General features: G+C 65.0%; 14 protein-coding genes. 4 read left to right on the forward strand and 10 right to left on the reverse strand.

The genetic code is table 11. From position 1 onward, the window contains the following. Positions 1-323: 323 nt before the first annotated feature. The 3 genes from rpsN to rpmB are packed head-to-tail and all read right to left on the reverse strand — an operon-like array spanning position 324 to position 1,037. The gene (gene rpsN / locus ASG92_RS15690; protein ID WP_003798555.1) at positions 324-629 is read right to left on the reverse strand and encodes a 30S ribosomal protein S14; all 306 of its coding nucleotides are present in this window, start codon (positions 627-629) and stop codon (positions 324-326) included. A gap of 4 nt (positions 630-633) precedes the next feature. After that, positions 634-801 (reverse strand): 50S ribosomal protein L33, encoded by a 168-nt coding sequence (gene rpmG, locus ASG92_RS15695; protein WP_013602737.1) that lies wholly within the window; start codon positions 799-801, stop codon positions 634-636. Next, positions 801-1,037, reverse strand: a complete 237-nt coding sequence (gene rpmB / locus ASG92_RS15700) for a 50S ribosomal protein L28 (RefSeq protein WP_056630127.1) — start codon at positions 1,035-1,037, stop codon at positions 801-803. Before rpmB ends, rpmG begins: the two co-directional genes overlap by 1 nt. Before the next feature lie 495 nt (positions 1,038-1,532). Here rpmB and ASG92_RS15705 point away from each other — a divergent pair, with 495 nt between their 5' ends. From ASG92_RS15705 to ASG92_RS15715, 3 genes are read left to right on the forward strand one after another with little or no spacing between them, the layout of a single operon-like run. Then, a complete protein-coding gene (locus ASG92_RS15705; RefSeq protein ID WP_056630129.1) occupies positions 1,533-3,002 on the forward strand; it encodes a ferredoxin reductase family protein in 1,470 nt (489 codons plus the stop codon). Then, complete coding sequence (locus ASG92_RS15710; RefSeq protein ID WP_056630131.1) at positions 2,999-3,532, forward strand: FMN-binding protein; 534 nt, start codon at positions 2,999-3,001, stop codon at positions 3,530-3,532. The genes ASG92_RS15705 and ASG92_RS15710 overlap by 4 nt, the downstream gene beginning before the upstream one ends. A gap of 37 nt (positions 3,533-3,569) precedes the next feature. Next, positions 3,570-4,361 carry an FAD:protein FMN transferase gene (locus ASG92_RS15715; protein ID WP_056630214.1) on the forward strand — a complete coding sequence of 264 codons (792 nt, stop codon included), beginning with the start codon at positions 3,570-3,572 and terminating at the stop codon, positions 4,359-4,361. Between the two features lie 23 nt (positions 4,362-4,384). Here the strand turns inward: ASG92_RS15715 and ASG92_RS15720 are convergent, their stop codons facing one another. Next, positions 4,385-5,146, reverse strand: coding sequence for an SGNH/GDSL hydrolase family protein (locus ASG92_RS15720; protein ID WP_056630134.1), 762 nt, complete (start codon positions 5,144-5,146; stop codon positions 4,385-4,387). Positions 5,147-5,202: 56 nt separating this feature from the next. Beyond that, entirely contained in the window at positions 5,203-5,682 is a 480-nt protein-coding gene (locus tag ASG92_RS15725) for a MarR family transcriptional regulator (protein WP_056630136.1), read from the reverse strand. A 94-nt stretch (positions 5,683-5,776) separates the two neighbouring features. Here ASG92_RS15725 and ASG92_RS15730 point away from each other — a divergent pair, with 94 nt between their 5' ends. After that, positions 5,777-6,079 carry a YciI family protein gene (locus ASG92_RS15730; protein ID WP_056630139.1) on the forward strand — a complete coding sequence of 101 codons (303 nt, stop codon included), beginning with the start codon at positions 5,777-5,779 and terminating at the stop codon, positions 6,077-6,079. A gap of 90 nt (positions 6,080-6,169) precedes the next feature. On the opposite strand, the gene ASG92_RS15735 is transcribed toward ASG92_RS15730, so the two are convergent. From ASG92_RS15735 to ASG92_RS15755, 5 genes are all read right to left on the reverse strand, one after another. Next, positions 6,170-7,291: an ABC transporter ATP-binding protein gene (locus ASG92_RS15735; RefSeq protein WP_056630142.1), complete on the reverse strand. Its 1,122-nt coding sequence runs from the start codon at positions 7,289-7,291 to the stop codon at positions 6,170-6,172. 9 nt (positions 7,292-7,300) lie between these two features. Beyond that, positions 7,301-8,128 carry an ABC transporter permease gene (locus ASG92_RS15740; RefSeq protein WP_078026313.1) on the reverse strand — a complete coding sequence of 276 codons (828 nt, stop codon included), beginning with the start codon at positions 8,126-8,128 and terminating at the stop codon, positions 7,301-7,303. Then, the gene (locus ASG92_RS15745; RefSeq protein ID WP_056630148.1) at positions 8,115-8,999 is read right to left on the reverse strand and encodes an ABC transporter permease; all 885 of its coding nucleotides are present in this window, start codon (positions 8,997-8,999) and stop codon (positions 8,115-8,117) included. The genes ASG92_RS15740 and ASG92_RS15745 overlap by 14 nt, the downstream gene beginning before the upstream one ends. 1 nt (position 9,000) lies before the next feature. After that, on the reverse strand, positions 9,001-10,095 hold the full coding sequence (locus ASG92_RS15750; protein ID WP_056630151.1) for an extracellular solute-binding protein: 1,095 nt from the start codon (positions 10,093-10,095) through the stop codon (positions 9,001-9,003). 361 nt (positions 10,096-10,456) lie between these two features. Continuing rightward, the gene (locus tag ASG92_RS15755; RefSeq protein WP_157372243.1) at positions 10,457-11,293 is read right to left on the reverse strand and encodes an SGNH/GDSL hydrolase family protein; all 837 of its coding nucleotides are present in this window, start codon (positions 11,291-11,293) and stop codon (positions 10,457-10,459) included. Between the last annotated feature and the right edge of the window lie 136 nt (positions 11,294-11,429).

The raw sequence follows: 11,429 nt of genomic DNA on the forward strand, positions 1-11,429 counted from the left end.
AGAAGGGGATTGGCCGCCTCCGGTAACCAGCTCCTCGCCGGCCCCCTCTCGGCGACTTAGAAAACAATACACCCACCCCACCCCCACCGCAAACCCACCCAAACAGGCCTCCCTCGGGGGCCGGGATCCGCGTAATTCCGCGGAAAAACGGTGCGGTCCAGGCGAAAAACCGGGTGCCGGCGTCGTAATTCCGCTTTGTGTGGTGCGTCACCCGCAAACCGGCGCCCCGCCGGCGCCACACCGAAGCGGCGTTAACGCAAAGAAGGGCCGGCAACCATAAGGTTGCCGGCCCTTCTCAAGCAGCTGGAATCAGCGGTGCTGGATTACCAGGAAGACTTGGTGATGCCCGGGAGCTCACCGCGGTGAGCCATGTCGCGGAAGCGAACACGGGAGATACCGAACTTCTGGAAGGTACCGCGGGGACGGCCGTCGATGATGTCGCGGTTACGCAGACGGATCGGGGAGGCGTTGCGGGGCAGCTTCTGCAGGCCGAGGCGTGCAGCTTCGCGTGCTTCGTCAGTCGCGTTGGGGTCAACCAGGGTCTTCTTCAGCTCGAGGCGCTTTGCAGCGTAACGCTCAACGATGACCTTGCGCTGCTCGTTGCGAGCAATCTTGGACTTCTTAGCCATGTGTTTAGCGCTCCTCTCGGAATTCGACGTGCTGGCGGATCTTGGGGTCGTACTTCTTCAGAACCATGCGGTCCGGATCGTTACGACGGTTCTTACGCGTTACGTAGGTGTAACCCGTGCCCGCGGTCGACTTGAGCTTGATGATCGGACGTACGTCCTTGTCCTTAGCCACTAGAGCTTCACCCCTCGTGCCAGGATGCCGGCGACGACTACGTCGATGCCGCGTACGTCGATGGTCTTAATGCCCTTTGCAGAAACCTGCAGGGTGACATTGCGGCGCAGGGACGGAACCCAGTAGCGCTTCTTCTGAATGTTCGGGTCGAACCGGCGCTTGTTGCGGCGGTGCGAGTGCGAAATGCTGTGTCCAAAGCCCGGCTCGGCTCCGGTCACCTGGCAGTGTGCTGCCATGACGACTCTCCTCTGAAAAATAATTGAAACGGCTGGCAGAGTTCTGCGTCACCGTGCGGCAGGCGGCGTCCGCATCCAGCCCCATGCGTTTCCGGTAATTCCGCAGGCCTGAAATCGACGGCCAAAAGCCGTGAAAATCCTTGCTGCGGCGAATACGATGAGCCACGGGCACCGGGCAGTGGAAGCCACTGCGAAGTGCCGGGATGCTGGGCGAATACAGGAATGCACGCAACTTGAGCCCCTAACTACCGGCCTCCGGAGCTGTTCTTATTGCCAACAGCCACCGTCAACCGGAGCAATTGCACACGCTCCGCGCCACCTAGCGCCCACCAAGTCTACGAGACGCGCCAATTAAAGGCCAATTAGGCTTTTGCCGGGTGTATAAGAGGCGGCCGTGCCCGATGTCATTAGCGTCCGGGTTCACTGTCGCGAAGACACATCCGGGGAGAAGGGTTTTCACAGCAAAACGAAAGCCTCGGGGCGGAATCTTGAGTCATGAACACACAGCTCTCTCCCCGCCTCGGGACGGATGATCCGCGGAACCCCGGCAGTGGACCGCCCGCCGGAACGGCGGCCAGGCCTCGCTTTGCGGTCCGGCACCGGCGCCGGCTCCTCCGCGCCGATGCACTGACCGTGGCGGCATGGGGATCACTGGCCGCCTCGGTTTCGTTGTGGCTGGCCGACGGCGGCACGGCGGCAATCTCGACGGTCGCCTCCGGCGTCACCGCCCTGGGCATCGTTGCGGGGCTGGCCGGCATGGACCTGGTTCTGCTCATGCTCCTGCTGGCCGCCCGGATTCCGCTGATCGACGGTGCGGTGGGGCATGACCGCGCCCTGGAGTTCCACCGGAGGTTGGGGAAACCGTCCCTGTACCTTTTGCTGGCGCACGGCATCCTGATAGCTGTTGGCTACGGCATGGCGGAGGGCTTGGACCCGGTCAGCGAGGCAGTGGCGCTCTGGGTATTGGTACCGGACATGTGGCTTGCCTTCGTCTCCCTGGCGCTCTTCATCGCCGTCGTGGTGACTTCACTGGTGGCCGTACGCCGGCGCTTCCCGTACGAATTCTGGTACCTCGTGCACCTGCTCACGTATGCGGCGGTGCTGACGTCGCTGCCACATCAGTTCAGCGTGGGCGGACTCTTCGCGGAGGGGACGTGGCAGCGCTGGTACTGGATTGCCATCTGCGCCGCGACCGGCGCCGCACTGCTCTGCTACCGGGTGATCCAGCCGCTCGTTGCCACTTTCCGGCACCAGCTGACGGTTGAGCGCGTGACGGCCGAGGCCCCAGGCGTGATCAGTGTCGAGATGAGCGGCCTGCAGTTGAGGGCGCTGGAGGGCAGCGGCGGCAGGTTCTTCATCTGGCGGTTTTTGGCCCCCGGCCTCTGGTGGCATCCGCATCCGTTCAGCCTTTCGGCCGAGCCGATGGTCCTGGGGAACGACGGGCGCGGGCTGCTGCGGATCACCGTGCGGAATCTCGGCAGGGGCACCGCGCAGCTGGCAGCACTACGTCCAGGCACCAAGGTCGCCGTGGAAGGTCCGTACGGGCTCTTCAGTTCCGCAGCCCGCAGCAGGGATCGGGTCGTCCTGATCGGCGCGGGCATCGGCATCACGCCGCTGCGGGCACTTCTGGAACGCACTCCGTTTGCCCCGGGCCAGGCCACGGTCCTGCTCCGCGGGCACAGCGACCAGGAGCTCTACCTCGGCGACGAAATCCTTGAGCTGTGCCGGCGCCGCGGCGCCACTCTGTTTCACCTCACGGGGCCCCGGGATCCAGGCGCTCCCGGCAGCTGGCTTCCGGCTGCCTGGCACGTGGCGGGCTACGCCCTGACTGACTACGTCCCGGACATCGCCGACGCCGACGTCTACGTCTGCGGCCCCACGGCCTGGGCAGGGAATGTCCTCAGCGCCGCCCGTTCTGCGGGCGTCCGCGAAGATCAGCTCCATTACGAAAGGTTTGACTGGTGAGAGCAAGAGCAGCAGTTTCAGCCGCCCTGGCGTCGGCCGGAATCCTCCTGGCGGGGTGGCAGTCCGGGGTGCACGTGGCGGACACCCGCAGCGTGGTGGCCGCCGCATCCACAGGCAACGCCGCGGAATCCTCTTCGGAGCTGGGCACGTCCGGCACCTCAGGCACCTCAGGAACCAGCGGTTCCTCGGGAACGGGCGCGTCCGGGGCCGCGGGCTCTGCGGGCACGGGCTCTGCGGGCGCGGCAGCCAAAGCCGGCGGAACGTACGACGGCGACGTCGTCCAGACGCGCTTCGGCACGGTCCAGGTGCAGATTACGGTCAAGGCCGGCGCCATAACCGACGTCACGGCCCTGAAACTCACCGACCACGAGGGCAGGTCCGTGCAGATCAGCAACTACGCCGCCCCTATCCTGCGCAGCGAAGTGCTCCAAGCACAGTCGGCCGACGTGCAGACGGTGGGCGGCGCCACCGTGACCAGCGACGCCTACCTCACCTCGCTCCAGGCGGCCCTCGATGCAGCAAACCTCTGACAACAGGTACCGCCTGCGGGCCCGCACCTTCACCTGCATGGGCACCGTCATCAGCCTGACCGTCCCCGCCGACACCCAAAAAGCACCCGGGGCGGCGGAGGAGGAGCTGGAAGCGGCAACCGCCGTCGTCGAACGTCTTTTCACTGAACTGGACGCGACGTTCAGCCTGTACCGCCCCGACTCGGAGGCCAGCAGGCTGGCGCGGGGCGAGCTTGTGCTGCACGACGCGTCGGCTCAGATGAGGGCACGGTATGAGGAGGCGGCCGGGTGGCGGCTCCTGACCGAGGGCGCCTTCACGCCGGAACGCCCGGACGGCGCCCTGGACCTCTCCGGGCTCGTCAAAGGGCACGCGATCAAGGAAGCCGGCACCTCGCTGCGCGCCCTGGGGCTGGCGGACTGGTGCGTAAACGCCGGAGGGGATGTGCTGGTCAGCGGCTCCCCCACCCCGGGCAGCGGCGAATCCTGGCGGGCGGGGATTGTTGATCCGGCCGACCGGCGGACCCTGCTGGCCGGCTTTCCGCTGGGCGGGGCTGCACCGGAGGGGTCTGGCTCGGGAGCCTTTGCGTCCGACGGCGGCGGGAAGGCGGCGCTGGCGACGTCAGGTTCGGCGGAACGCGGCGACCACATCTGGAGCGTCGCCGCCGGCGCCTCGGAGTTCCGGCAGGTGTCCGTGGCCGCCGCGGACGTTGTCACGGCCGATGTGCTGGCGACGGCGATCGTGGCCGGCGGCACCCCGGTGCTCCACCGCGCAACCGCGCTGTGGGACATCGAGGTGCTGGCAGTCCGCAGGGGCGGTGACCTGCTCGCGACGCCCGGATTCCGACGGTAGGTCTCGACAAGGTCGACCGGCGACTAGAGCCGGGTGAGCTGGCTGTACCTCGGCTGGAGGTTGTCGCCGGACGATTTGCCCGTGACGCGCCGCACTACCCACGGGGCGGCGAATTCCCGCACCCAGCGGGCGTTGGCCCGGATCGCTTCTGCCTTGCTGAGCTCGGGCACCGGCGTCATGGGCGGAACCTCGATGGAGTGCTCGTGCTCGAGGACAGTCAGGACGCGCTTGGCCATGTTCGCATGGCCGGCGGCGGACATGTGCATCCGGTCCTTCGCCCACATGCCCCAGTCGTAGTACTCGCTGAAGCGCCAGTAATCCACGAGCAACGCCCCGTGGTCCCCGGCGATCCCACGGACCAGTTCGTTGTAGATGGCTGTGCGGCCACGCGTGGTGCTGAAAACCTTCGAACCCCTGGAGTCGAAGCCGGTGAACATGACCACCTTGGCGCCCGTGGCGGTCAGTTTGGCGATGGCGGCGTCGTAGTCCACCAGCAGGTTGTCTATGTCGACCTTCGGACGGAGGATGTCGTTCGCCCCGGCGTAGATGCTCACCAGCGTGGGATTGAGCTCGACGGCGGCGTCCACCTGCTCAGCCATGATCTGGCGGAGCTTCTTGCCGCGGATGGCGAGGTTGGCGTACCCGAAGCCGGGGTCCGCTGCTCCGAGCTGCTCGGCAACGCGGTCGGCCCAGCCCCGGACTCCATTGGGGCGGGTGGGGTCATCGTCACCCACGCCTTCCGTGAACGAATCTCCAAGAGCGACATACCGGGCCGTGAAATCCATAGGGCAAGTGTGCCATCCGTTGCCGGGAGCAACCAAGACGGCTGGTAGGGCAGCGCTTACTGCTCGCGAAGGATCCAGTGGTTGCTGTCCAGCCGCGCAACGATCTTCTCCCCGATGCGGGCCAGGTCCGCAACGTCACTGTCGGTCAAGGCATCGAGGAACAGTGAACGGACGGATTCCACGTGTCCCGGAGCGAGCGCCACGATGGTGGCCATGCCTTCTTCGGTCAGGTGCGCGGTGGTGACACGAGCGTCCCCCGGATGCGGCCTGCGCTCCACCCAGCCCCGGTTCTGGAGTTTGGTGACCACGTGGGAAAGACGGGAGAGAGAGGCGCTGGTCCGCGCCGCGAGTTCGCTCATCGGCAGGAAGCGGCCGTCCGCTTCGGAGAGCATGGCCAGCACGTTGTAGTCGAACAGCGAGACCTTGCCGGCGGCGTGAAGCTGGGTGTCCAGGGCCGCCGGCAGCATGGTGTTGATGCTGAGCTGGGCGAGCCAGGCCCGTCGTTCATTGGCATTGAGCCAGCGCGGTTCGGTCATTACTCCATCCTAGGAGAAAAGAAGCTTGACAGTTCAAGGTGGAGCGCCGGTGTTTGCCAGCTGCCGTCAAGGCTCTGCGGGTAGGCTGGCGGGCATGTACGTAGTTTCCCTCACCTACAAGGTTGCCCAAGACATCGTGGACTACCACCTGGACGCCCACGTGGCGTGGCTGAAGGACGCCTTTGACGACGGCGTGTTCCTGGCAGCCGGCCGGAAGGTTCCGCGCACCGGCGGCCTGCTGCTGTCCAAGACGGACCGGCCGACCCTCGATGCGTCCCTGGCCAAGGACCCCTTCTACGTCAACGGCGTTGCAGAGTTCGAGGTCATCGAGTTCGCCGCGAACCGGGTGGCTCCAGGGTTCGAGAACCTGCTGGACGAGCCCGGGCAGCAGAACTAGCCCGTTTTTGCGGCCCCGGACGCGCTGTCCGGGGCCTCAACACTCGTAGTGCGAGTCGAAACCGGGCCACTTCTGCCCGGATGAGGCGCCTTAAGACTCCAGGACCAGAAGCTGGGCCCGTCCGGAATCCCATCCCACGAATCCTTGGCCGCCGGGTGCGGGCCTGCCGGCAGAGTCCGGGCTGAGCTCGCGCAGCTGGAGTTCCTGGCCGCCTGCCGTCAGGCGGTGGCGGACGGTGGCTCCCAGGTTGGTGGAGGACACCAACGTTGCCGCACCGCCGTTGCCGCCCTCACCTGCCGAGCGGAATTTGAGGTGCTCCGGCCGGATGGAGATGGCATAGTTTTCGCCTTCGACTCCGCGGTCTGCAACCCGTGCAGTACCAAGGCCGCCGAGATCAACTAAGGCCTCGGCGCCGTTGCGTTCCAGCACGGTGCAGGGTATGAGGTTCGTGTCGCCGAGGAAGCTGGCCACCCAGTCCGTCAACGGCTGGTTGTAGACCTCCTCGGGCGGTCCGGACTGGACGATCTTGCCATCCTTCATCACCACGATCCTGTCGGACATCGCCATGGCTTCATCCTGGTCGTGGGTGACGAAAAGAACGGAGATGCCGAGGCTCTTTTGCAGGGTCTTGATTTCCTCCTGCATCTGTTCCCTCAGCCGTTTGTCCAGTGCGGCCATGGGCTCGTCCAGGAGCAACGCGGCCGGGTTGAAGACCAGCGCGCGGGCCAGTGCGACGCGCTGCTGCTGTCCCCCGGAGAGCTGGCGGGGCTTGCGGCTCCCCATCTTGCCGAGGCCCACACGGTCGAGGGCTTCTTCGGCCCGTTTGCGTCGTTCGTTCTTGGGGATTTTCCGCATGCGGAGTGCAAATTCGACGTTTTCGAGCGCGCTCATGTGCGGGAACAGTGCGTAGTTCTGGAACACCACGCCCAGGTTGCGCTCCCGGGGCGGCAGCGTGTCCACCGGCTGGCCGTCGATCAGCACCGAGCCCGCGCTGTGCTCCTCGAAGCCGGCAACCATCATCATGGTGGTGGTTTTACCGGACCCGCTGGGCCCGAGCAGGGTGACGAATTCGCCGGGCTGGACCACGAGGTCCAGCCGGTCCACGGCCACGACGTCGCCGTAGTTCTTGCTGACGCTGCGGAGTTCAATGGCACCCCGGGAAGCGGCCCGGGTGCGGGGCATTGATTCTGCGGAAATCACTGATGTTGACATCGGCATTCCTTACGATTGGGCGGACACTGCCAGCGGCAGCATCCGTGCGGTGGACCGGCGCCTGAGGACAAACATGACCTGCAGAAGGAGCCCGATGGTGGCGACGCTGACCAGCAGCGCGGACGAAACAGCGATCTTCGGGGTCAGGTTGAACTGGATGTCCGTGAACATTTTGACGGGCAGCGTGGTGGCACCCGGGGACTGCATGAACAGCGACATCACGGTCTCGTCGATAGAGACCGAGAACGCAAACAGGGCGCCCGAGATCAGGCCCGGCAGGATGATCGGGAGGTACACGTGCCGCAGTACTGACAACGGGCCCGCACCAAGGCTTTGCGCCGATCTCACGAGGGCCGGGTTGAGGCCCGCCAGGGCTGCCCTGGTGGTCAGGTACACGTAGGGAGTGGCGATCACGGCGTGGGCCAGGCCGATGGGGAGGATGCTGCCCACCATCCCGATCGAGATGAAGAACTGGTAAAAAGCCAGCGCCAGCACCACCGTTGGCACGATCATCGGCGCGAGGATCAGCCCCATCACCGCTGACCGGCCAGGGAATTTCCGGCCGTGCAGACCGATCGCGGCGGTGGAGCCAAGGAGCACACCGATGACGACGGCGATGCCCGCCGATTGCAGGCTGGCAGTCAGAGCCGAGGTCCATGCCTTGTCCCCGAAGAACCCGGCGACGGCAGCGAGGGAGAATCCTTCCGGCGGAAACGTGATGTAGCGGCTGTCGTTCAGCGCCACCGGCACCACGATCGCCGTCGGAATGACCAGGAACAGAAACACGGGGACGGAAAGCAGCGCCAGCACCCGGTGCTGCGGATTAGTTGTCTTCATGTTGGCCTCCTGCCTTGAGCACACGCTGATATACGGCCACCATGATGCTCACCATCACCGTGAGGACCACGGCCAGTGCCGCGGCGCCGGAGAAGTCCGTGAGCTGGCGAGCGTAGTAATCGATCTGGTTGGCGATCATCATGTCGCCCGGGCCGCCCATGACCACAGGAGTGATAAAGAAGCCCGTGCTGATGATGAAGACCAGGAGCCCCGCTGCCGAGATGCCGGCGGCGGAGAGGGGAAGGGTAATCCGGCGGAACACGGATCCCTCCCTCGCACCCAGCGACCGGGCGGCCAGGCCAAGCCGGTCATCGATGGCCGTCAGGGAGGAGAAGATCGGAAAGACGGCGTACGGAAGGAGGCAGTGAACCATGCCGATGATCACGGCAAATCGGTTGTGCAGCAACTCGATCGGCGCGTTGGTCAGACCGATCCCCTGAAGGAAGGCGTTCACGATGCCGTTATCCTGCAGCAGTACCGCCCAGGCAAAGTTCTTCACCAGGATGCCGGTCCAGAACGGCAAAAGCACGACGGCGAACAGGATCACCCGCGTGACGTTGCCGGCACGCCACAGCACGAGTGCGATCACGTAACCGAGCACCACCGTCACGATGGTGGACGCAAGGCTGATGCTCAAGGTGTTGACGAGCGAGCGCAGTACCAGCGGATCCTCGAGCACCCGCTGGTACGCGTTGTCGGCGAAGCTCGAGGCCACGAGCTTCCCGAGGGGCGTCAGGAACAGGACGACGTCGAAAACCAGGATCGGGGCCAGCAGCAGCCACCAGCCACTGAGCCGGCGCCGGACCTTCGGATTCTCCTCCCCCGGCGCACGGCGGCCCTGTGGCCGGACCGTGAGAGTTGCAGCCGTCATGTCAGCTTGCCTGCCACAGCTTGAACTGCTGTTCGGTCTTCTTCAGATTCTCAGACCACCATTTGTCATCCCGCACGAGGATCTTGTCGGCCAGCCGCGGGCTCGTGGGCAATGTGTCCGCGATTTCCTTCGGCAGCTTGGAGAGAGCCGGCGTGTTGGCCAGCGTCAGGTTGGTGACCTTATCGAACGCGGCACCGGCCTCGGCGTCGTTGGACATGAAGTTCATGAGCTTGAATGCCGCTTCCTTGTTCTTGGCACCCTTTGGAACCACAAAATAGTCACCGGCGAGGACCGCGTTCTCAGCGGAGAAGTTCAGCTTTGCGCCGTCTGTGCGGGCGGCGTTGATCCGGTTGTTGAAGCTCGTCGAGAGCGAGACCTCGCCGGAGGTGAGCTGCTGGATCGGCTCCTGGTTCGCGGCGTGGTAGAGCAATCTGTCCTTGCCCGGGTGGTGCCCAAGGACGCGAAGGGCGCGGTCCACGTCCAGAGGGTAGATCTTGTCGAACGGAACCCCGTCTGCCAGCAGCGCGGCTTCCAGAACCGAGCTGTCGGATAGCTGGTTGTAAACGGAACGCTTGGTGTTGTACTTGTCCTGGTCAAAGAACTGGGCCCAGTCCTTTGGCGCTTGCGCGTCCGAAATGACCTTCTGGTCCCAAGCCATGACAAACAGGAAGCTTAGGTACTTGATGCCGTATTCGGCCTTGGCGTAACCGGGCAGGCCCTTGTCGCTGATGATGTCGTAGTCGAATTTTTCCAGCAGGCCCTCGGCGACGGCCGTTTCATATTCCGGTGCCGTGATTTCCACGAGGTCCCACTGCACGTCACCCGACTGCACCTGGGCCTTGAGGGCCGCGAGGCTGGTGTTGGCGAGCAGCGTCGGCTGGATGCCCGTCTTCTTGGAGAAGGGATCCAGGATCGTCTGCGTCAACTGGTCGTTGTAGGAGCCGCCATAGGACGTGACCGTCACGGTCTTGTTGGCTGCCGCACTTTCGGCGGGCTTTGCGCCACAGCCGGACAGGGCCAGCCCGGCGAACGGCGTCAGCGCCGCAGCCTTCAGGAGCTTCCGGCGGTCGAAATGGAAGGAATTGCTGTCAGTCATGGCGGTGATGCCTCTCGTGGCGGTGGCTCGCCCCGGCGCACGCAGGAAGAAGGTCCGCGTGAATAGGGGAGCAGGAGCAGGGATCCGGCTGTCACGTCGGGTTCCCGGCGACGGCGGTTCACGCCCTCGAACGGTCCACGCAACGCTGGGCGGACTTGAAGCTTGATGATTGACGGATTGTCAGTGCCGCAACAGTAGCTGTGACGTTGCACACAAGTCAACAGTTGTTTACAGTGGCACTATTCAAAACCACTCGTCTCGTTAGGAGGAGCCCCGGACAGCAGAACTAGCCCATTGTTGAGGCCCGGACGGCGCTATCCGGGGCCCCGAGTCGCGGCACATGGCCCAAAGCCGGGCCGGTTCAGCCCGACCGGCTGGAATCCATGAGCTTCTTCAGGCCGCCTTTGCGCGGAACCTTCACCGGCCGGGGCCAGCGCGGGCTGAGGTTGTCTCCCAGTGTGACGCCGCGGAGCTTCCTTCCGAAGAGCGGGAACACCCAGTCGTTCACCCACCGGCGCTGCCTCCGCTCCCAGTCGCGGAGAGTCACCCTGGCCGGCGGCTCCCACTCCTTGAGGGTGATCTTGTGCGGCACGCCGAGGTTGTCCAGGACCTGGGCCGCCAGGTATTTGTGGCCTGCCTTGGACATGTGCAGCCGGTCCGAGTCCCACATCCGGCGGTCGTGGAAGGCCTCAAAGCACCAGTAGTCCACCAGGACGGCCCCGTATTTGGCTGCAAGTTCGCGCACCCGCTGGTTGTACGCGGCGTTCCGCTTCTTCAGGGGCTCCAGCACGGCGGACACCTTGACGTCGAAGCCAGTGAACAGAACCAGGGTGGCGCCGGTCGCAGCCAGCCTGGCCACGAGGGCTTCGTACTGGGCCATGAGGATATTGATGTCCGTTCCGAAGTCAAGGATGTCGTTTCCCCCGGCGTACAGGGTGATGAGCGTGGGCTCCATGGCAAGCGCCGGCTCGAGCTGTTCGTCGACAATGTGGCGCAGCCGCTTACTCCGGATGGCCAGATTTGCGTACTCCCAGCCCGGTTCCGCCTTGGCCAGCTTCTCCGCCACGCGGTCGGCCCATCCGCGCACCCCGTTCGGCAACCGGGAGCTCCTGTCCCCCACCCCCTCGGTAAAGGAGTCCCCCAAGGCAACGAACACACGCCGCCCACCCCGGTCCGGCAGCAAAGAAGACACACCCACGCGGCCACCCTAACCACCGAATGAAACGAAAGGGTTAACGGCAAGCGACAGGAAGTGCGAGAGCGTTGGCGATCAAGCGACAGGAAGTGCGAGAGCGTTGGCGATCAAGCGACAGGAAGTGCGAGAGCGTTGGCGA

The organism is Arthrobacter sp. Soil736 (assembly GCF_001428005.1).
GTDB lineage: Bacteria > Actinomycetota > Actinomycetes > Actinomycetales > Micrococcaceae > Arthrobacter.